The sequence below is a fragment of the Salegentibacter sp. UBA1130 genome (genome assembly GCF_002311535.1).
GTDB lineage: Bacteria > Bacteroidota > Bacteroidia > Flavobacteriales > Flavobacteriaceae > Salegentibacter > Salegentibacter agarivorans.
The window spans coordinates 49885-71419 of record NZ_DCAP01000022.1 but is presented as its reverse complement, the minus strand read 5'-3'; the positions used below and the strand labels follow the sequence as shown (position 1 = coordinate 71419).

Below are 21535 nucleotides of genomic sequence, written 5' to 3'. Positions count from 1 at the left end.
TCTTATAATGCTTGAAGTACTTATCGTAGATGACGATCAAATTGTGGTATTTATTCAGAAGAAGATGATAAGCAACCACGAGATCGCCCAAAACCCTATAAGCTTTAGTCAGGCGGCAGATGCTTTAAATTATATTATAGAAGATCAAAATCACACCAGGCAAAAGGATTTTCTTATTCTTTTAGACATTAATATGCCTAATATGAATGGTTGGGATTTTTTAAAGCGTTTAGAAGCTCATCCGCAAAAATCCAGATATCACGTTATTATGGTAACTTCTTCTATAGATGCAAAAGACAAAGAAAAAGCTAATAATTATAGCACAGTACGTTCTTTTATAGAAAAACCAATCTCTGCTGCAGATTGTGAGAAAATCAAAGAAATCTCAGAAATAAGTCATTTTTTCGAAACCGCTTAAACACCGTTTTCCCTGGGTTCTGCATCATCAATTTTCTCCTGTGCCCATTCTTTTTCCTCTTCATCAGGTTCAGGTTTTTCCTGTTCTTCTTCGGCTGGACGTTCAAAATTTAAATTAATATACATAGGAAAGTGATCTGATCCCATAGGTTTTTCTCGCGCAATTTCTATTAAAGTAAAATCGTTGCTATGAAAAACGTGATCTAACGGCCATCTAAAAAAGCGATAACCGGCGTGAAAAGTATTAAAAAAGCCTCTCCCTATCCTGGGGTCTAATAACCCGCTCATTTGTTGAAATAATCTTGTGGTGCGAGACCAGGCAACATCATTTAAATCTCCAAAAACCAAAACGCTATCATCCTGTTCTCTAACATCCCTTCCCAACATCAATAATTCGGCATCGCGGTTGGTAGAAGTATCAGCTTCAGAAGGGCTTGGAGGTCTTGGGTGCATACAGTGAATTCTAACTTTAGTATTATCGTCTAAACGTACAAAGCCGTGTATAGAGGGAATATCATCTTTTACTAAATATCTAACTTCGGTTTCTTCTAATTTTAGTTTAGAATATAGATGCATTCCGTAGAGATTATCCATAGGCACTTTTACGGTGTATTTATACTCTTCTTCTATATCTTTAAGTGCTTCTTCCCACTTTTTATCAGATTCCAGCGTAAGAAGAATATCGGGTTGCCGCCGGTGTACAATTTCAAGAAGTTTGTGATACTGGGTATTGGGAGTGAGTACATTACTTACCAGAATAGAAATATTATCGCTGGGGTCGCCGTCCTCAAATTTCATTACTTCTTTTTTTGCGAACCAGGTGTATGGAAAAATCTTATGAAGTTGATAAATAAGACTTAGAATAATTAAAGCAATAGCTATAAAATGAATAGTTTCAGAAAAATCAAAAACCATAATAGAGATAATTATAACCGTGCTAATTAGAATTGAAATTTGAATACGAGGAAAATCGAAAGCACGAATCCACCATTGGTCAAATCGTGTGGCAGACGCCAGACTTGGAATTAGAAATATTCCGCACAATATAAGCATTATAATTTCTGAAACCTCCATAGAGTTTGCTCGATAACCGAGTTTTAAATGCTTCGAGGCTTGCCTCGAAAATTAAACAATAGTCTTACTTAGAACTTATAAGAAAGCGCAAGGCCTTTAGTGTTGATTCCCGTGCCGTTAATATTAAAATTAGCGGTAGGATAAAGATCAATATTTTCTTTGCCTTTTTTATGCAATTCAGGAATTAATATTCCGCTAACGGCACCTACTACGGCACCTGCAATATTATCTGTAAGAAAATGTTTCCCGGCTTTTGTTCTTAAATATCCCATTAAAACCGAAACTCCTGTGGCTCCACCCCAAACAAAAGGAACGGCCTTAGAATCAGGATGAAAATCATTAAAAATTTTGGCGGCAAAAAAGCTGCCGGCAGCAGCAACTGCAGTGTGCCCTGCAATAAACGAGCGTTGTGCACCACCCTCGGCACGTTCGTCCAACGGAAGATTTTCATTATAAACAAGAGGTCGGCTTTTATCTATTAAACCGGCAGTCATAGTATAAAAGACGCCCGTAGTAGCCATGGTTTCTACAAATAAAACACTTATTTGTCCAAAATTATTTCGTTCTGCTTCACCGGGCAGTAAAGCAAGCGGAGCGGCCAGGGCTGCATAAAAGGGTATATAGCTTAAAGCATCAGCTTCTTCAGAATAATTTCCTGCTGCCCAACGATCTATTCCCCAAATATCATTTTTATTTAAATCTGCAACTTCAGCTTCAGTAAGTGCATCTTTATTTTGGATAAAAGTGAAACCTAATACATTTAATCCAACGGTACCGGCAATATAGGCACCATCTGTCCAGGCATCGGTTTTATAGGGGGAACCCTGGGAAAAACTAGTATAGCTAAGAACAAAACAAAAACTGAGTAAAAGCAAATTTTTCATTAATCTCTTATTGTGGTTTTAATTATATTCAAATCTCTTAACTACATCGTAAACACTGAAGTTTTTAAGAAAAGAATAACAATATTAGCCTTCTAAACATAATATAAGTAATTTTTAGATTAACATAAGTTTAATTCCTGTTGCAGCTAAAGATTTTCCAATTCTATATAAAATACCGTAATTTTAGAATATGAAGAAGAAAGATTATAGACAGGGAAGCGGATTTGTTTTTAATAAGTTTGAGGAGCCTGAAAAGTCACCGTTTGACAGGCTTTTTGAAGTTTTTAAAGAATTAATTACTCATACTTCAGGAGATTTAGATGAAGCCCTGGATTGGCTGAAACAGTTAGACGACGAATACAAATTAACCACGGAAGATTACACCCTGGATGATTTTGTAGAAGACCTTAAAAAGAAAGGTTACATAAAAGAGGAAACGGAAGACGAGGGTGGTGGTATGGCGATTACAGCCAAAACCGAACGAGCTATTAGAAAACAGGCTTTAGACCAGATCTTCGGAAAACTGAAGAAAAGTGCGTCGGGAAGTCATAGAACCAATCACGTAGGTAGGGGAGACGAACATACGGGTGATTTCAGGAATTTTCAATTTGGAGATTCGCCTGATAAGATTTCGGTAACCGAAAGTTTAAGAAATGCCCAAATTAATCACGGTATCGGGAATTTTAATATGACTGAAGAGGATTTGGTGGTGGAGGAAACCCATTACAAATCCAGAATGAGTACTGTGCTTATGATAGATCTTAGTCATAGTATGATTTTATATGGCGAAGATCGTATTACTCCGGCGAAAAAAGTAGCGATGGCTTTGGCCGAATTGATTACTACCAGATATCCCAAAGACAGTTTGGATATTATTGTTTTTGGAGATGATGCCTGGCCGGTTTCTATAGCCGATCTTCCTTATCTTAAAGTAGGACCATACCATACCAATACCGTGGCGGGTTTAAAACTGGCTATGGATATTCTTAGAAGAAAAAGGAGCACAAACCGTCAAATCTTTATGATAACCGATGGAAAGCCGAGTTGCCTGCGAGAACGCGACGGCTCTTATTATAAAAACAGTATGGGTCTTGATCCTTATATTTTAGGCAAATGTTATACAATGGCTCGCCAGGCAAGAAAACTACATATTCCTATTACTACATTTATGATCGCGCAAGATCCTTATTTAATGCAGTTTGTAAGGGAGTTTACCTATGCCAACCAGGGGAAAGCTTTTTACACCGGCTTAAAAGGCCTTGGTGAAATGATTTTTGAAGATTATGAAACCAATAGGAAAAAGAGAATAAGGGGGAATTAGTAAAATTATTTTACCGTCTTCCTGAACTTGTTTCGGGATCTAAGATGTTAGAAATCATAATGTAATAGAAGCTGAAACAAGTTTAGCTTGACGTATATAGTTAGAAAAATCATTCCGAATTTTAGATCAGAAATAAAATAACAAATATGAAAATAGAAAATATAAATACACTGGGAGAACTTAAAAAATCTGGATATAAAAGTCGCGGAATTAAAGAAGAACTCAGGGCAAATTTAATTGAAAAAATAAAGAAGAACGAACCTACTTTCCCCGGAATTCACGGTTATGAGGATAGTGTAATTCCTGAAATGGAACGCGCAATTTTGTCCCGGCATAATATTAACCTACTTGGGTTAAGAGGCCAGGCAAAAACCCGTCTCGCACGTTTAATGGTGAATTTACTGGATGAATACATGCCGGTGATTCAGGGTTCAGAAATTAACGACGATCCCCTAAATCCAATTTCCCGTTATGCTACAGAATTAGTAAAAGAAAAAGGAGATGAAACTCCAATTAGCTGGGTACATAGAGAGGAACGATTTTTTGAAAAACTCGCTACACCAGATGTAACCGTGGCCGATCTTATTGGGGATGTAGACCCAATTAAAGCTGCAAATTTAAAATTAAGCTATGCCGATGATCGTGTAATCCACTTCGGAATGATTCCGCGGGCCAATCGTAGTATTTTTGTAATCAACGAGTTACCCGATTTGCAGGCGCGAATCCAGGTAGCTTTGTTTAACATTCTTCAGGAAGGCGATATTCAAATTCGCGGCTTTAAATTAAGATTACCGCTAGACCTTCAGTTTGTATTTACCGCTAACCCTGAAGATTATACCAACCGTGGTAGTATTGTAACTCCTTTAAAAGATAGAATTGGCTCCCAAATATTAACGCATTATCCAGATAGTATTAAGATTGCTAAAACAATTACCGCACAGGAAGCAAAACTGGATAAAAGACAAAGCGAATTGGTTCATGTACCGGAACTCGCTAAAGATCTTTTGGAACAAATTAGTTTCGAAGCTCGTGAAAGTGAATTTATAGATGAAAAAAGCGGAATTAGTGCCAGGCTTAGTATCACGGCTTATGAAAACCTACTAAGTACAGCAGAAAGACGTTCATTGAAATCTGGAGACGATAAAACCTTGTTGAGGTTTGGAGACTTTCTGGGTGTAGTTCCTTCCATTACGGGAAAAGTAGAACTGGTTTATGAAGGGGAAGAAGAAGGAGCGGCAAGTGTTGCCCTTCAGCTAATTGGAGATTCAGTAAAAACTTTATTTCTACAGTATTTTCCTAAGATAGAAAAGTTACAAAAGCCTGATGAAACCACGCCTTACGACGATTTAGTAGAATGGTTTTTTGAACAAAGCGGTTTTGAGTTACCCGATGATCTTTCTGATGCAGAATACAAAGAAAAACTGGATTCTGTAGAACCATTAAATGAACTGATTAAAAAGTATCAACCGGAAATTTCAGAGAAAGATTCTTACTTTTTAAAAGAATTTTTGCTTTGGGCATTAGTAGAATACAAGAAACTAAGCAAGCATCGTTTCGCCACCGGTGTTCAGTTTAAAGATCTCTACGGAAGTTATATAAGTGATCTTTAAGTAATTATTAAAATAAAACGAAAAAATACCCGGTTAAATTATTAATCGGGTATTTTTTTTATTGAATAAAATGAAATTCATAATTCTGCCGGTAAATTGTCATTTTTGTTTTTATTACACTTAAAAATATATACTTTTATCACCAGAATAAGGTCAAAAATGAAGATAACAGAAAGCATAAATTTCGGCACTTCAAGAAGCGTTTTTAACGTGGGCATTTCTGGCATGACGATTATTCGTATTACCCCTTTTGGGGTATAATTCTACATAGCACTTCCGTACACGCCTGTTTTTTTTAAACACAATCATTCTAATTTAACTAATTTGACTTATGAAAGTCCTAAAATTCGGAGGTACCTCTTTGGCCTCTCCAGAACGAATAAAACTCGTAGCTAAAACTGTTCAAAAACATTTAAAAGAAGATAAAACCCTGGTAGTTTTTTCCGCTTTTGGCGGTGTTACCAACGATTTGCTGGAAATGGCAGATCTCGCTTCTCGTGAAGATCTTGCTTACAAAGATATTCTTATAAAAAATGAAAAAAGACATCTTGAAGCAGTTCGTGAGTTAATTCCGGTAAACGCACAAAGCAGTATTTTAAGTAAAGTAAAAACCGAACTTAATCGCCTGGAAACTTTGTATGAAGGTGTTTATTTACTCAACGAACTTTCTAATAAAACCCGCCACGTAGTTGCTGGTTTTGGGGAAGTTTTATCTTCTCTAATTATTGCTGAATATTTCAAAAATCTTGGCGTAAACTCTCAATATATAGATTCTCGTGAGCTAATTGTTTGTAAAAACACCAATGAAAAAGTTCAGGTAAATTATGCGCAAACCAATGCGAATATTGAAAAATATTTTGAAGCAAAAGATGCTTCTTTATATATCGCACCAGGTTTTGTTTCCAGGAACGAACAAGGTGTTCCCAGTACGCTTGGCCGTGGTGGCTCAGATTTTACGGCGGCCCTTTACGGTGCTGCTTTAGATGTAAAAGAAGTGCTGATCTATACCGATGTAAATGGGATGTACACCGCCAATCCGCAAATTGTGCCCCACGCTTATCCGCTAAAGGATATTTCCTACCAGGAAGCTATGGAATTATCGCATTTTGGTGCAAAAGTGCTTTATCCGCCAACGCTTCAACCCTTACTGGATAAACAAATAAATATCTTAATAAAAAATACTTTTAAACCCGATGAAACGGGCACGCTTATTTCAAAATCTTCAGAGAAGAATTTCCGTTGGGTTACCGGGATAACGCATATTGATTCTATAAAACTTCTGAATATTGAAGGTAGCGGGATGGTTGGTATTCCGGGCTTTTCCAAAAGATTTTTTGAAGTGCTTTTTCAAGAAAATATAAACGTTGTTTTAATTACCCAGGCATCTTCAGAACATAGTATCTGTATCGCAGTGAAGGATGATGAAGCTGAACTTGCTAAAGAAGCTTTAGATGAAGCTTTTGAGGTTGAAATTCAGTATAAAAAAATCAAACCGGTAGAGATTGAAGAGAATGTGGCCATTGTAGCGCTTGTAGGGGATAGAATGAAGAGTCACCACGGATTAAGCGGGAAAATGTTTAGTGCCCTGGGTAACAATAATATCAATATTCGGGCAATTGCCCAGGGATCTTCAGAACGAAATATTTCTGCTGTTATTTCTAAAAAAGATGTAAAAAAAGCGCTTAATACCTTACACGAACAATTCTTTGAAGTGCCTTCTAAAGAGCTCAACTTGTTTATCACCGGTGTTGGAAATGTGGGGAGTAAACTACTAAACCAATTGAAGAAGCAGGAAAAATTCTTATTGGAAAAACTTCGATTAAAGGTTAGGGTTCATGGCTTATCTAATTCCCGAAAAATGCTTTTTGATGAAAATGGGATTGATTTAGAAAACTGGGAAAAAGCTCTTGAAAAAGGAGAAAAAGCCGATAAGGCTGAATTCTTTAAAAAAGTGGACGAATTTAATTTACGAAACAGCATTTTTGTAGATAATACGGCAAGTCCCGATATATCAGCCTGGTATAAAGAATATTTAGCAAATTCGGTTTCGGTGGTAACCTGTAATAAAATTGCCTGTGCAGATAGTTTTGAAAACTATCAGGAATTACAAAACCTGGCCCGGGAATATGGTGCTTCATTTTTATACGAAACCAACGTGGGAGCCGGTTTGCCTATTATAGATACGCTAAAAAACCTGGTTGCTTCGGGAGATAGGGTTACTAAAATCCAGGCCGTGCTTTCTGGTAGTCTAAACTTTGTATTCAATACCTATAAAGCTGAAGATCCTTTCTATAAAACTGTAGAAATGGCAATGAAAGAAGGTTATACAGAACCAGATCCTAAAATTGATTTAAGTGGTGTAGACGTTGCACGTAAAATTTTGATCCTTGCCCGTGAAAGTGGATACGAAATGGAGCTTGAAGATATTGAAAGTGAAGATTTCTTATCTAAAGAAAGTTTGGCAACCACTAATAATGAAGATTTTTTCGAGTTGCTGAAAAAAGATGAACCAAAATTTCAGGAAATCTATAGATCGGCAGAAGAAAAAGGAGAACAATTAAAATACGTGGCGCAACTGGAAGATGGAAAAGCTGTGGTAGGTCTACAATCGGTAGATTCTCAGCATCCATTTTATAATTTGAGCGGTAGCGATAACATCGTGTTATTCTTCACAGAGCGTTATCCTGAACAACCATTAATTGTAAAAGGAGCCGGTGCAGGAGCCGAGGTTACTGCTTCAGGAATATTTGCCGATGTAATAAGAATAGGAAAGAAATAGGTTATGGATAAAATAAAACTATTTGCACCGGCAACGGTGGCTAACCTTTCTTGCGGATTTGACGTGTTAGGCTGTTGTTTAGACGGCGTTGGTGACGAGATGATTATTTCGAAAAATTCAGCACAAAAACTAAGAATCACTAAAATCACCGGCCAGGATTTACCTTTAGAGGTTGAAGAAAACGTGGCCGGGGTTGCGGCAAATGCTATGCTTTCCGAATTAAATGAAAAACAGGGTTTTGATATTGAAATAAAGAAAAATATTAAAGCTGGGAGTGGAATTGGAAGTAGCGCAGCTAGCGCTGCAGGCGCCGTTTTCGGAATTAATAAATTGCTGGGTGAACCTTTTTCAGCAAATCAATTAATAAAATTTGCGATGGAAGGGGAACGTCTTGCAAGTGGAAATGCTCACGCCGATAATGTAGCCCCGGCACTCCTGGGCGGTTTTACCCTGGTGAAAAGCTACGAACCTCTGGAGATAATTAGCTTACCTGGTTTACCTGAATTAAGAATGTTGATATTGCATCCGTTAATCGAATTAAAAACCCGTGATTCAAGGTCGGTAATTAGGCAAAATGTAGAACTAAAAAAAGCAATTAGCCAATGGGGGAATTTAGCAGCACTTGTAAGTGCGCTTTATACCCAGGATTATGAACTTTTAGGCCGAAGTTTAAAAGATGAGATTATAGAACCGGTGCGGTCTATTTTAATTCCGTATTTCGATGAACTTAAAAATTTGGCTGCAGCAAATGGAGCCCTTGGTTTTGGAATTTCTGGTTCGGGACCTTCAGTTTTTGCTATGTGCAAAGGTGATACGGTAGCCGAAAAAGTAAAAGCCGAATTCCAGGAATTTTATCAGGATAAAAATATAGATTTCGATCTGCATTTATCTAAAATTAATCCCGAAGGCATAAAAATACTATCATAATGAAACCAGTATGATGCTGGACCCTGAAATTAGCACTAATAGGAGCATTATAATTAGCTCTTGCCAAAACTTAAATGGGGATAAAATTTATACAGATGAAATACATTAGTTTAAACGATAAAAATCATAAAGTTTCCTTTGAAGATGCAGTTGTTCGAGGACTTGCACCGGGAAAAGCACTCTATTTTCCTGAAAAAATTCCTAATTTATCTAAAGATTTTTTTCAGAATTTAGGAGAACTATCCAAAGAGGAAATTGCTTTTGAAGCCATAAAACCTTTTGTAGGTGAAGAAATTGATAAAAACGGTCTTCAGGAAATTCTAAAGAAAACTTTAAACTTTGAATTTCCGGTAGTTCCAATTTCAGAAAACACAGGAACGCTTGAATTATTTCATGGGCCAACGCTGGCATTTAAAGATGTGGGTGCAGGCTTTATGGCGGGTTGCCTGGGGCATTTTGTAAAGAAAGGAAATCTTGGGAAAATTACAGTTTTAGTAGCTACGTCGGGAGATACCGGGGGCGCGGTGGCTAATGGATTTTTAGGTGTTGAAGGAATAGATGTAGTAATTCTATACCCTAAAGGGAAAGTGAGTGAAATCCAGGAAAAACAACTTACCACCCTTGGCCAGAATATCACCGCATTAGAAGTAAATGGAAATTTTGACGATTGCCAGGATATGGTTAAAAAAGCTTTTTCTGATGCTGAAATAAGTGAAAAACGCCAACTAACTTCAGCTAATTCCATTAATGTTGCGCGCTGGTTACCACAAATGTTTTATTACTTTTTTGCCTATAAACAATTGACTGAAAAACAGGAAAAACTGGTTTTTTCAGTTCCCAGTGGAAATTTTGGAAATATTTGTGCGGGAATGTTAGCTAAAAAAATGGGGCTTCCCATAGACCGTTTTATCGCCTCCAATAACGAAAATAATGTAGTGACACGTTATTTGCAATCGCAAGAATATAGTCCGAAACCCAGCGTACAGACTATCTCTAACGCGATGGATGTTGGAAATCCCAGTAATTTTGTAAGAATCCTGGAATTGTTCAATAATGAATTTGAACCGCTATCAAAACAACTTTCTTCTTTTAGTTATTCTGATGAAGAAACCAGAAAGGCCATAAAACAAGTAAAGGAAAAGTATAACTATGTAATGGACCCACATGGGGCAGTTGGTTATCTTGGGCTTCAGGAATTTTTAGCCGAAAACCCCGACTATTACGGTACATTTTTAGAAACTGCACATCCGGTAAAATTCCTGGAAACTGTAGAGGAAGTCATTGGAGAAAAAGTGGAAATTCCGGTTTCCATTAAAGAAGCGATGAATAAAGAGAAAAAAGCTTTCAATATCTCAGATTATGATGAATTGAAAGCTTATTTGATGCAATAGTTTATAAAATTGTTTGGGAAGCTACTTTTTTTTAACGTCATTCTGAACTGGTTTCAGGGTCTAACATATTAGATTCTGAAACCAGTTCAGAATGACGGAATTGTTGAAAAAAGCTTCCCAAACTATTTATTGCAATTAATACTTGGCAGGAGCGCCTTCTTTTGGAAGACTGTTTTCTATAAATTCCCGAATATCTTCATTGGCATTTTTAAGGTCCTCTGCTCGCAGATACATCATATGGCCGCTTTCGTAGCCTTTAAAACTAAGGCGGTCTTTCATTTTTCCGCTTGGGTCTAATTGCCACATCGTGTATTTGGCATTAAAATAGGTAGTAGCGCCATCAAAGTAACCCGATTGAATCATTACATCCAAATTAGGATTTTGCGCCATTGCCTGTCTCAAATTCTCACCGCTATTATCACCACTGCGATCCCAGGGATGTACAGGGCCAAACATATAATATTTCAAATCTGTTTTAAAATTAAGATCCTGTCTCAGATAATGATTTATGGCGGGAGTAAACGAGTGTAACCAGGAAGTTAGCTCAGCATTATAATCGGGGGAATCTCCGGCTTCTTTGGCGTCTATTCCAAGATATCTGGAATCCAGTCTACCAACGGTTACGCCATCTTTTCGCTTTAATTCTTTCCAGAAAAAACGATAATCTACATCAAGATTATTCTGAAGAATTACTTCTTTAGAAATTCCTGAATAATAAGCCATTTTCTCGGCTGCTTCCTCTTTTTTGGCAGTTTCAGTAAAACCGCCTTTTACCAATACCGGCGTTAATTCATTTATAGTATATTCTTCAACTTCTTCCAGCAAATCTTCCAATTCTTTATTCTGAAGTTCTGCCGGTAAAGCATCATGGTACCAGGCTGCAGCTGCAAAATATGGTAGTCTGTTAGCTATGCCCACCGGGCCATCGCGATCTATACCAATTTCGGTTGGAGATACTAAAATTACCCCGTTAAGGTACATCCACTGGCTGTTTTGCAATTCTAGAGCTAAACCTGAAACGCGGGTAGTTCCATAGCTTTCACCAATAAGATATTTTGGAGATAACCAGCGTTCGTTTCTGCTTACAAAAGTATTTAACCATTCGGCTAAATATTTAATATCGGCTTGAACACCAAAGAACTTTTCTCTATCTACTTTTCCATCTTCATCTGGAATAGGGCGGGAGTAGCCGGTGTTCACCGGGTTCACGTAAACAATATCTGCAACATCTAAAATTGAATGAGGATTTTCCTTAATTCCGTAAGGCTGAATTGGATATCCTTCATCGTCAATCTTTAAAACTCGTGGGCCTGTATAGGCAACGTGCATCCAAACAGAAGCAGAGCCCGGCCCGCCATTAAACGAAATAACCAAGGGCCTGTTTTCGGTATTTTTTACATCGCTTCTTTTATAATAGGTATAAAATAAACTGGCAATTGGTTCACCATCATTATTCCAAAGTGGCTGCATGCCCGTAGTGGCCGTATAATCTATATTTTTTGAATTAATAGTCACCGAATGATTTGTAGTGACCGTAGTATCTACCGGAATTTCAACTTTCTGGCTCCAGGCCGTAGTTATAAAAACAAGTAAAAAAAGAGGGGTAAAGATGTTTTTCATGTGGTTCTAATTTTTAGAACCGAAAAATACACTGAAATACACAATTCCCCAAACAGGCTAATCTTTATTATTGAGATTTTCGTCCCGAAAAATAATGATATAACTAAGAATAATGCCTCCAACTGCTGCGAGTAAGAAGAAAATCATAGCAAGACCTGGGTAACCAAAAATTGTAAAATCTGAAGGAACCTGCATAAGCATTGAAGCACCAATAATCATTGCTGCTATAATTAGGCCCAGGGTGATACGATTGGCTACTTTTTGAAAACCATCGGTAACCCGTTGTTCATCTATGGCATCAATCTTAATTTTAAATTCATTTTCAGATAAATTCTTTGAGATCGTATTTAAACGATCGGGTAAGTATTCCAGAAATTTCTTTGAAGCTAATACCGAAGAGAAAAAGTTTTCAGGCTTTAATTCTTCATACATTTTATCTCGCATTATCTTGGTAGAATGTCTTTTAATGGCATCTCTAAGATCAAATTCTGGATCTAAGACCGCGATTATCTGATCCATATTTAAAAGAATTTTTCCAAGAATATTTACTTCTACAGGGAGGTGAATTCCGCTTTCGGCTGCAAGCCTGTTTAATTGAATAAGAAGCCGACCGGTTTGCATATCTTTAGCCGTACTATGCTCGCTATCCATAATAATATCAGAAATGGTCTTTTTGAAGAATTTAAGGTTGGCATCTTCTGTAACCTCACTCATACTTAATAGAACACGAGCGGTTTCTTCTCCATTATTATTACTAATAGCTAATAAAAGTTCTAAAATATATTGTTTAATTCCCGGGCTAAACTTGGCAACCATCCCAAGATCTATCAGGGCAATTTTATCATCTTTTGTAAATTGAATATTCCCGGGGTGTGGATCGGCGTGAACAAACCCATCATTAATTACTTGTTGCAAATAGGCTTTAACCAGTTCATCTACAAGGGGCGAATAATCTACTTCAATTTGTTTAAGTGGAGATATTGAAGTGATCTTTCTGCCTTCAATATATTCCATGGTAAGGACTTTAGCCGCAGAATAGTCCTGAATAGGTTGCGGTACAATTAAATATTTAAAATCCTTTAAATTGTCTCCAAGGGTAATTAAATTCTGTGCTTCACGATGGTAATCTAACTCCTGGAGTAGAATACGCCTAAGTTCAGTTAAAACATCATCAAAGGCATATTTTTGGGCGGTTGTACTGTGTTTTACAGCCAGCTCTGCCAGTTCTTTTAAAGTATCTAAATCTGAAAGGAATTGTTTTTTAATTCCCGGTCTTTGAATTTTTACCGCCACTGGTTTTCCCGATCTTAAAGTAGCCCTATGTACCTGCCCTATGGAAGCACTGGCCAAAGGTTCTTCATCAAAACTATCAAAAGCTTTAGAAATCCTGGTGCCTATTTCTTCTTCCACAATGCGATGAACTTCTTCGTAAGGAATAGGAGGAACATCATCCTGTAAAGTGGCTAAAGCCTTTAAATAAGCATCTGGAAGAAGGTCTGGACGGGTAGAAAGCAGCTGGCCCATTTTAATATAGGTAGGCCCCATATTTTTTAGATCTTCTACCAGTTCATCTGGGCTTTGATCGTATGAATTCTGTGAATTATCTGAATCTGATTTTTCATCCATTGCCTGCGACGCGGTATTGGCAAATAGATCGCTGTTCCAGTATTTTAGCATAAAGCCTATAAATTTCTGGTAACGCAAAAGATCGTCGGGAAGTACAGACATAAGATTATTGGTTGTTATGTTATTTAGTTTTTTAAAGATATCTATTTAAAATTATAACACCAATATGTACCGAAAAGCAGTCCGTTTTTTTGGTGTTATTTAAGAAACCTTTTGAATGTTTTACAGAAATTAGTTGGTTAACCACTAAATTTCCTATTTTCAGCATTTAATTTTAATCTTTTTTCATACTTAAAATTAATGGGAAAAAATGGCAATTTTAATTTCAGGGAAAAGGTAGATCAGGCTGCTTTAAGCAAACCCTTATTCTCCCGAATGGATAAAGATATTCCTTCCAGTATTGTAGTGTTTCTTGTAGCCCTTCCTTTGTGCCTTGGAATAGCACTTGCAAGCGGTGCCCCTTTGGTTTCCGGATTAATATCGGGAATTATTGGTGGAATTGTAATAGGAAGCGTAAGCCATTCATCGGTAAGTGTTAGTGGTCCTGCTGCCAGTTTAACTGCGGTGGTTTTAGCTTCTATAGCTTCTCTTGGGAGTTTTGATGTGTTCTTAATGGCGGTTGTTCTTGGTGGAATTTTTCAGTTTATCCTGGGAATTCTTAAAGCCGGACTTATAGCCGATTATATGCCTTCCAATATTATTAAAGGCCTACTTGCAGCGATTGGAATTATTTTAATCATCGCTCAGCTTCCTTATGCCGTTGGATTCATTCAAGATTCAGGAGCAAATTTTGGAGCACGAGATAACCTTCTGGAACAGGCTATTGCTATGTTTAAAAACTTTTTTTACTCTCTGCACCCCGGCGCAGTAGTTTTGTCTATAATTTCACTAGCAATCATTATTTTCTGGGAGAAAAGTCCGCTTAAGAATTTTAAACTTTTGCCGCCTTCCTTAATTGTGGTAATTCTTGGCGTATTTTTAAATTTACTTTTCAAGTATATAGCTCCCGTACTCCATTTAAGTGAAAAATACCTGGTGAATATTCCAAAAATAGATCGTGTAAGCGAACTTGTAACTTTCCCAGATTTCAATTCTATCACTAACCCTGAAGTTTGGGGTGTTGCAATTACAATAACACTTATCGCCTCTATAGCCAGTTTATTGGCCATTGAAGCTGCAGATGAAATAGATCCGCATAAGCGGAAAACGCCTCCAAACCGGGAATTGGTAGCCCAGGGAATTGGAAATACAATAGCCGGATTAGTAGGAGGTATTCCGTTAACATCAGTAATTGTGCGAAGCTCGGTAAATATTAATGCCGGGGCCGAAACCAAGCTTTCCACAATTTTACACGGAATTTTCCTGCTTTTAAGCGTTTTGTTTTTAAGTTCCATTTTAAACCTTATTCCGCTCTCCAGCCTTGCGGTAATTTTATTGGTAGTGGGTTATAAACTGGCCTCCTGGGATGTAATTAGCACGATGTATAAAAAGGGATGGAACCAATTTATTCCTTTTGTTGTGACCGTTGTGGCTATTATTTTAACCGATTTATTAATCGGGATTTTTATTGGGTCCCTGGTGAGTATTTTCTTTTTACTGCGCAGTAATTATCACAACGCATTTTTTATTGAAAATACTAAAATATTTAAAGGAGAAACCATAAGATTAGAGCTTTCTAACGAAGTTTCATTTTTTAATAAAGCTTCAATTAAAAACAGTTTATGGAATGTGCCGCAGAATTCTAACGTGATTATTGATGCTACTTTTTCCAGTTATATAGATCACGATATACTGGAGATCTTTGAAGATTTTAAAACCACTTTTGCAGAAGAAAATAATATTAACGTAAGTATTATTGGCCTTAAAGATAAATATTCTGCAGGGAAAGAATTAGATTTTGTTCGGGAGGATATTGAAGAATCTAAAGAAAGATCTACACCGCAGGAAATCCTGGATTATTTAAAGGAGGGAAATTCAAGATACGTAGATGGAAAATTGGTTTCCAGACGACTTCGGAATAAAGAATTAATGGATTTTATCAATTCGCCGCCACTTGCTACTGTAGTAAACTGCATAGATTTAAGGGAGCCTTTAAATGTTATGATGAATACCGGGATTGGAGATTTAATTCCCATTAGAGCCGCCGGTAATCTTGTAGATAGTCATATTATTAAGAGTATTGAAATTGCCTGTAAACAGCAGGGCTCACGTTTTATACTTCTTATGGGAAATTCGTCGAATAAAATTTACCTGGAAGCTTTAAATGAATATATGAAAAACGGATATCAAAATCCCGATTCCCTTATAGCTGAAGCATTAAAAGCGAAACAAATCCCGGCTAAATTTGAAGAAAAAGATTTATATACTTATGCCGATCTTATCACACGCTGGAGTGTAAAAGAATCACAAAAGCGTATTATAAAAGAAAATCCATATTTAAGGGAACGAATATTACAGGGTAAATTAGGACTCGCCACTGCATTCTTTAACCGGGAAAACGGAAAAATTGAATTCTCTGAATTATATGATTCTGCAACAGTTTCCTAATATGAAAGCGCTTCGTTTAGCCTGTTAATATTTAACGGATTTCCAAAAATATATAATAAGTCTCCTTGTTTAATTTTAGTGTCCGGGAGAATTTCAGTAATGTATTGAGTATCTCTTTTTATGGCCAGTACAGTAACTCTAAAGTTCTTACCAATTCCGGAAGTTTGAATACTTTTTCCAACAATATCCCTGTTATTCTGCTGCACACTTAAGGTTACAATTTCCCGGTTTGGAATATGTAAATGCTGTAACGAAGGTTTATGCGGCCTTCCTTTTACTGAAGTTAACATCTCATAATCTGACGAACGAATACTGGCAGTAAAATCCATTATCTCGTTATAAGGCACCAGGTATTTTTTAAGCACCCGGTTAAAGATTTCTATAGAAGTCTCAAATTCTTCTGGAATTACTTCATCGGCTCCCAGTTTAATATTTTCTTCAATCTCCCTAACATAACGAGTTCTTACAATAATAAAAGCTGTTTTAGAATATAAACGTACGTTACTAATAATCTTTTTTGTAGCTCCCGGGTCAGAAATTGCAATAACAATAACCCTTGCTTCCTGGACGTGAAGATGTTTTAGAATTAAGGAGTTGGTTGCATCTCCAAAAATAATAGGTTCATTATTATTTTTCGCCTTTTTAAAAGTTACAGGATCGGTATCTAAGATAACATAAGGAATTTCAGCGTTTCGGGCGGCTTTCGCAATATTTTCACCATTAATTCCGTAGCCAATAATAATTAAATGATCGTCCAGTTTCTTAGGTTCATCGGTTTCTTCAGTAGTCTTAAGTTTATTTAAACTTTCCAGTCTATGCCTTACGGATGAAGGCACCCTGGCCTTAAGTATTGAATAAGTAATCTTTGGCGCCGCCGCAATTAGAAAAGGGGTAAGCCCCATAGTAATTATTGAAATCGCTAAAAAATATTGATAAACACTATTTGGTATAATATTATTATCTAAACCAACTCCAGAAAGCAATAAGGAGAATTCACCTACCTGAAATAAACTGAATAAACTTAATAAAACTGTTCTTGGCGGATATTTCAGCAATAAAACCGTAGCACCAACTACCAGCATTTTTAAAAATACAACTCCAATAACCAATAGAAGAATCATCAAAATATTATTGATAAAAAATTCTAAATTCAGGAGAGAACCAACCGAGATAAAAAAGAAACTGATAAAAATCTCTCTAAATGGCAAAACGTTTACTGTAGCCTGGTGGCTGTATTCAGATTCAGAAATAATAAGTCCTGCGAAAAAGGCACCTAAAGCAAGAGATAGGCCTACAGAAGAGGTGAGCCAGGCAATGGCAAAACAAAAAACTACAGTGGTTAATATAAAAAGCTCTTTGCTTTTTGTTTTAACCACCATACTAAAAATTCTGGGTACAATATATCGCGCCAGTAAATAAATAACCACGCCAACACCAACAATTTTAAGAATAAGAATTAAGAGGGTAGTAAGGAGATCGCCGCCATCACCGGCTAATATTGGGGTGAGCAACATCATGGGAACTACAATTATATCCTGGAAAATTAAAATTCCAAGCGCAACCCGGCCGTGCGGTGCGGTAATTTCTCCACGTTCCTGGATGAGTTTTAAAACTATTGCGGTACTACTTAAAGAGAACAAAAAACCTAGAAAAACTGCCGAATTTAAAGGTAAACCGAAAAAATAAGCAACGATTGTAGTGAATAGAATTGTGCCACCTACCTGGAGCCCGCCGCCAATTAAGACGGTGTTTTTCATAGAAATAAGCTCTTTTATAGAGAGCTCAATTCCAATAACAAAAAGCAGGAAAATAATACCAATTTCTGATAGTAATTCTACCTCGTGAGAAGAACTTATAAGGTTAAAGGCATGTGGACCTGCAATTATACCAGCGAGAAGAAACCCCAGGATTGATGGCACTTTTATCTTTTGAAATAAAAGAATTATCAAAATTGAGAGTCCCAGGATAATAACAATATCCTGTAAAATAGGAATTTCCATAAATTAATCTTCAAGTTGGTTAGGTCTTCCAATTTAAAAGATAAAACCCGATTATGGAAATAAAAAAGCGGCGGGAATTCCCGCCGCTGAAAATACTTAAATTAAAATCTATTAACCTTTTAACCAAGCATTTCTAAGTTTTACTTCTTTGCTACTTTCAGGCAGATCTTTTTCGGTTATTGTAGTATCGGTATCAGTGGGTTGGGCAGTAGTAGCTGTAAGTTCTACCTCTTCGCCGTCTCGCATTACTACAAAACTCACTTCTTCACCTTCTTCCCAGGATTCAGCTTTCATAATTAGATTATAAACATTCTGAATATTATATTCTTCGCCGTTTACCGTTTTGATTATATCGCCACCTTTTACACCAAGTTCCTGTAAAAACGAGTTGAACTGAATATTTTCTCTGAAAAACAATTCACCTTTAGCGGGATCACCATCTATATAAGGGGTTTGCCCTTTAATAAAATAGCCGGTATTAATTTCGGTTTCACTTTCTTCAAGTCCTACTTTGGTAAAAAAATCGTTGTAGGGAATTGGTGTTGTTCCGCTAACATAGGTTTCCAGGAAAGTTCTAATTTCAGGATAAGTAAGTTCAACAATATCATCAAATAATTCTTCATCTTCAAAAGGCTTGTCCATTCCATATCTATCGCTAAGGGCTTTCATAAGATCCAGAATTCCCATTTCGCCATCGCTTAATTCCCTTAACCGAATATCTAAAGCCATTCCAATTAAGGCTCCTTTTTGATATACGTTGTAATAACTGTCTTTATAAGGATCTTCCAGAATGTTTTGGCTCATTTCGGTAAATGGCATTGTGTCGTCAAACTGTTGCGCCGATTTTATTTTATCTGAAATTCTATCGTAAAAATCCTGTTTCTCTATAAGCTCCTGGTTTATTTGGAAAAGGTTCGCAAAATATTCGGTTACCCCTTCATACATCCATAAATGCTGAGACATTTTAGGATCGTTATAATCAAAATAATGAACTTCTTTTGAATGAACATTTAAGGGAGTAAGTATGTGGAAAAATTCGTGAGAAACCACATCGGTCATTGTTTTTTGTAATTGTTCAGGCTGCATAGCTTCGGGAAGTACAACTACCGTAGAAGTGTGATGTTCTAAAGCACCAAAACCACGTGCATCTTGTTTTTCGCTATCTGAAAGATATAACAGAATTGCATACTTGCCGGTGTTATCTACTTCTCCTAAAAAGCGTTTTTGTGCGCTAATCATCTCTTCAATTCCCGGTTTTATACTTTCTGAAGTATATTTTTCATTTGGAGAATATACATTAATGAGCACCTCCATACCTTCTACCATAAAACTAGTGGTATCTGGTTTAGCATACATAATTGGGTTGTCTATAACTTCAAAATATCGGCCCAGAGAATAAATATCTTCTTTAAATGCCATATCTTCTGAGGCAGCAACCGTTTTGCTTAAAGCTGTACCGGGAATTAAACCTTGTGGTCTTTTAATTAGAAGCCGGTAAGGTTCTTCCTGTTTATTTTCAAAATAACCTACAAATCCGTGGAGGTTAAGCATAAAATTTTCACCTGCTTCAATATTGGTTCCCGAGGGCGAGAAAACACCTTCTTCGTCTTCAATATCATAAGTATCGTTAACCTGATAGCTTACTTTGTCTAAATTTCCAGCGTTTGGAATATTCCAGGAATTATCGTCAATTTTTTCAAATTCCAGTTCATTTCCATCGTAATCCAGCGCTTTAAAATTTTCGATAAATTTTCCGTAATTATCTGTAGAGTAGGTGCCGGGCACCGTTTTAGGAATATAAAAAGTAGTATTGTCACTAGTAAACCTATCGGGATCAACGCTCACCGAAACTTTGTCTTCTTCAACATTTACAAGATCTATGCTTGCAATTACGGGTTGATTTTCTTTTGAGGTTTGCGTGGTTTTACAACTATATAGGGCGCCAATAAAGGCCAGAGTGTAAATAGCTTTTTTCATTGATAAACGTTTCTTTTTTTATAAGACTCAAGAAGTGCGTAAAAGTTACATTTATAAAAGAAAAAATTTTGTTTTTATAAAAATTGAGCATAAAAAAACCGCTGAATTTCTCAGCGGTTTTAAAGCTTATTTTAGAGAAAAAACTACTCTCTAATATGGCCTTCTCCTAATACATAGTATTTATTAGTAACCAATTGTTTTAAACCAAGTGGCCCACGGTGGTGAAGTTTATCGGTACTAATAGCGAGCTCTGCACCAACTCCCATTTGGCCACCATCTGTAAATCTAGTAGAAGCGTTGTGGTACACAGCGGCACTGTCTACCTGCTCCATAAAGTTGGCGGCTTCTTTCTTATCATCAGTGATAATCACAGCTGAATGTCCTCCTGAATATTTATTGATTTTATCCATTGCGGCCTCGTTACCATCAATAGCACCAAGTACAATTCTCATGGCCAGGAATTCTTCATACCAGGTATCTTCAGATGGTATTTTTTCTTCATTTGGAAGTATCTTAGCGATATCATCGTCTACCTGAATATGTACTTTATTCTCTGTGAACATATCATACAATTCTTTTACTCTTTTTTCAAAGTCTGGTAGGTTTTTATCAACTAATACCTTATCTAATGCATTACATCCTGAAATCTTATCGATTTTAGCATTTAACATTACTTTTTTAGCGGTATCAAAATTGGCATTCTTAGAAACATAAAGGAAATTATTTCCTCGTCCGCTAACTAAAACTGCACCTGTAGAATGTTCTTTTACAAAAGCAATAAGCTTTTCTCCACCTCTTGGAACTACTAAATCTATATGTTGTGGCGGATTTTTAAGGAACTCCTGGGTTTCGGTTCTATTCATTTGTAATAGCTCGATCCAGTCTTTTTCCAAACCGTTTTCCTGAAGCGCTTCGTGCCAGCATTCCTCAAGAATTCTATTAGAATGGTTTGCTTCTTTTCCACCTTTTAAATAGATCTTGTTATTTGCTTTAAAAGCAAGTACAGCGGCTTCAATTGTAACATCGGGACGGGATTCATAGATAATCATGATCGTTCCGAATGGTGCGGTTTTGTTGGTAATATCTAAACCGGTATCCAATCTTCTATGCTCTATAGTTTGGCCTACAGGATCTTCCTGGTCCATAACTTCTTTTACAGAGCGTATCATATCGTTTACCTTGGCATTGTTTACTACCAATCTATCACGCATAGCCTGGTCTCCTTCGCCAAAAGCGTCAAGATCTTTTTTATTTGCGGCTACTATTTCCTCACGTCTTTTATCCAAAATATTAATCATGGATTGCAAAACGTTATTTTTGGTTTTAGAATCTAATAATTTCATTATTCGATTTATTTTTAGT

14 protein-coding genes are annotated in these 21535 nt (G+C 36.7%); 7 read left to right on the top strand and 7 right to left on the bottom strand.

Annotated features, from left to right (window positions below):
- Positions 1-7: 7 nt before the first annotated feature.
- Complete coding sequence (locus B4F31_RS08710; protein ID WP_083634169.1) at positions 8-418, top strand: response regulator; 411 nt, start codon at positions 8-10, stop codon at positions 416-418.
- Here B4F31_RS08710 and B4F31_RS08705 read toward each other — a convergent pair.
- Together B4F31_RS08705 and B4F31_RS08700 are read right to left on the bottom strand one after the other, a co-directional pair.
- The gene (locus B4F31_RS08705) at positions 415-1491 is read right to left on the bottom strand and encodes an endonuclease/exonuclease/phosphatase family protein (protein ID WP_075326584.1); all 1077 of its coding nucleotides are present in this window, start codon (positions 1489-1491) and stop codon (positions 415-417) included. The two genes, B4F31_RS08710 and B4F31_RS08705, sit on opposite strands and share 4 nt — an antisense overlap.
- A 68-nt stretch (positions 1492-1559) precedes the next feature.
- Complete coding sequence (locus B4F31_RS08700) at positions 1560-2375, bottom strand: phosphatase PAP2 family protein (RefSeq protein WP_286761102.1); 816 nt, start codon at positions 2373-2375, stop codon at positions 1560-1562.
- A gap of 190 nt (positions 2376-2565) precedes the next feature.
- Between B4F31_RS08700 and B4F31_RS08695 the strand changes: the two genes are divergently transcribed.
- The 5 genes from B4F31_RS08695 to thrC all read left to right on the top strand — a co-directional run bounded on the left by B4F31_RS08695 (position 2566) and on the right by thrC (position 10403).
- Positions 2566-3696, top strand: coding sequence for a vWA domain-containing protein (locus B4F31_RS08695; protein ID WP_093302367.1), 1131 nt, complete (start codon positions 2566-2568; stop codon positions 3694-3696).
- Positions 3697-3842: 146 nt separating this feature from the next.
- Positions 3843-5306 carry a magnesium chelatase gene (locus B4F31_RS08690; protein WP_286761101.1) on the top strand — a complete coding sequence of 488 codons (1464 nt, stop codon included), beginning with the start codon at positions 3843-3845 and terminating at the stop codon, positions 5304-5306.
- A 331-nt stretch (positions 5307-5637) separates the two neighbouring features.
- A complete protein-coding gene (thrA, locus tag B4F31_RS08685; RefSeq protein ID WP_093302370.1) occupies positions 5638-8085 on the top strand; it encodes a bifunctional aspartate kinase/homoserine dehydrogenase I in 2448 nt (815 codons plus the stop codon).
- A 3-nt stretch (positions 8086-8088) separates the two neighbouring features.
- The gene (locus B4F31_RS08680) at positions 8089-9012 is read left to right on the top strand and encodes a homoserine kinase (RefSeq protein WP_075326589.1); all 924 of its coding nucleotides are present in this window, start codon (positions 8089-8091) and stop codon (positions 9010-9012) included.
- A gap of 95 nt (positions 9013-9107) precedes the next feature.
- Positions 9108-10403, top strand: a complete 1296-nt coding sequence (gene thrC / locus B4F31_RS08675; protein WP_286761100.1) for a threonine synthase — start codon at positions 9108-9110, stop codon at positions 10401-10403.
- A gap of 135 nt (positions 10404-10538) precedes the next feature.
- Here the strand turns inward: thrC and B4F31_RS08670 are convergent, their stop codons facing one another.
- Together B4F31_RS08670 and B4F31_RS08665 are read right to left on the bottom strand one after the other, a co-directional pair.
- A complete protein-coding gene (locus B4F31_RS08670) occupies positions 10539-12023 on the bottom strand; it encodes a S10 family peptidase (protein ID WP_093302373.1) in 1485 nt (494 codons plus the stop codon).
- 57 nt (positions 12024-12080) lie between these two features.
- Positions 12081-13751, bottom strand: coding sequence for an ABC1 kinase family protein (locus B4F31_RS08665; RefSeq protein WP_075326591.1), 1671 nt, complete (start codon positions 13749-13751; stop codon positions 12081-12083).
- 198 nt (positions 13752-13949) lie between these two features.
- On the opposite strand from B4F31_RS08665, the gene B4F31_RS08660 reads away from it, so the two are divergent.
- Entirely contained in the window at positions 13950-16196 is a 2247-nt protein-coding gene (locus B4F31_RS08660) for a bifunctional SulP family inorganic anion transporter/carbonic anhydrase (protein ID WP_286761099.1), read from the top strand.
- Here the strand turns inward: B4F31_RS08660 and B4F31_RS08655 are convergent.
- The 3 genes from B4F31_RS08655 to B4F31_RS08645 all read right to left on the bottom strand — a co-directional run bounded on the left by B4F31_RS08655 (position 16193) and on the right by B4F31_RS08645 (position 21516).
- Positions 16193-18196 (bottom strand): monovalent cation:proton antiporter family protein, encoded by a 2004-nt coding sequence (locus tag B4F31_RS08655; RefSeq protein ID WP_093302375.1) that lies wholly within the window; start codon positions 18194-18196, stop codon positions 16193-16195. The genes B4F31_RS08660 and B4F31_RS08655 overlap by 4 nt on opposite strands.
- Positions 18197-18307: 111 nt before the next feature.
- On the bottom strand, positions 18308-20173 hold the full coding sequence (locus B4F31_RS08650; protein ID WP_286761098.1) for a peptidase M61: 1866 nt from the start codon (positions 20171-20173) through the stop codon (positions 18308-18310).
- A 143-nt stretch (positions 20174-20316) separates the two neighbouring features.
- The gene (locus B4F31_RS08645) at positions 20317-21516 is read right to left on the bottom strand and encodes a glutamate-5-semialdehyde dehydrogenase (protein WP_286761097.1); all 1200 of its coding nucleotides are present in this window, start codon (positions 21514-21516) and stop codon (positions 20317-20319) included.
- Positions 21517-21535: the final 19 nt, after the last annotated feature.

What these genes read in the sequence shown, in the direction of transcription:
- B4F31_RS08710 (WP_083634169.1), top strand. Translation starts at nt 8, where the DNA reads ATGCTTGAAGTACTTATCGTAGATGACGATCAAATTGTGGTATTTATT.
- B4F31_RS08705 (WP_075326584.1), bottom strand. Translation starts at nt 1,491, where the DNA reads ATGGAGGTTTCAGAAATTATAATGCTTATATTGTGCGGAATATTTCTA.
- B4F31_RS08700 (WP_286761102.1), bottom strand. Translation starts at nt 2,375, where the DNA reads ATGAAAAATTTGCTTTTACTCAGTTTTTGTTTTGTTCTTAGCTATACT.
- B4F31_RS08695 (WP_093302367.1), top strand. Translation starts at nt 2,566, where the DNA reads ATGAAGAAGAAAGATTATAGACAGGGAAGCGGATTTGTTTTTAATAAG.
- B4F31_RS08690 (WP_286761101.1), top strand. Translation starts at nt 3,843, where the DNA reads ATGAAAATAGAAAATATAAATACACTGGGAGAACTTAAAAAATCTGGA.
- thrA (WP_093302370.1), top strand. Translation starts at nt 5,638, where the DNA reads ATGAAAGTCCTAAAATTCGGAGGTACCTCTTTGGCCTCTCCAGAACGA.
- B4F31_RS08680 (WP_075326589.1), top strand. Translation starts at nt 8,089, where the DNA reads ATGGATAAAATAAAACTATTTGCACCGGCAACGGTGGCTAACCTTTCT.
- thrC (WP_286761100.1), top strand. Translation starts at nt 9,108, where the DNA reads ATGAAATACATTAGTTTAAACGATAAAAATCATAAAGTTTCCTTTGAA.
- B4F31_RS08670 (WP_093302373.1), bottom strand. Translation starts at nt 12,023, where the DNA reads ATGAAAAACATCTTTACCCCTCTTTTTTTACTTGTTTTTATAACTACG.
- B4F31_RS08665 (WP_075326591.1), bottom strand. Translation starts at nt 13,751, where the DNA reads ATGTCTGTACTTCCCGACGATCTTTTGCGTTACCAGAAATTTATAGGC.
- B4F31_RS08660 (WP_286761099.1), top strand. Translation starts at nt 13,950, where the DNA reads ATGGGAAAAAATGGCAATTTTAATTTCAGGGAAAAGGTAGATCAGGCT.
- B4F31_RS08655 (WP_093302375.1), bottom strand. Translation starts at nt 18,196, where the DNA reads ATGGAAATTCCTATTTTACAGGATATTGTTATTATCCTGGGACTCTCA.
- B4F31_RS08650 (WP_286761098.1), bottom strand. Translation starts at nt 20,173, where the DNA reads ATGAAAAAAGCTATTTACACTCTGGCCTTTATTGGCGCCCTATATAGT.
- B4F31_RS08645 (WP_286761097.1), bottom strand. Translation starts at nt 21,516, where the DNA reads ATGAAATTATTAGATTCTAAAACCAAAAATAACGTTTTGCAATCCATG.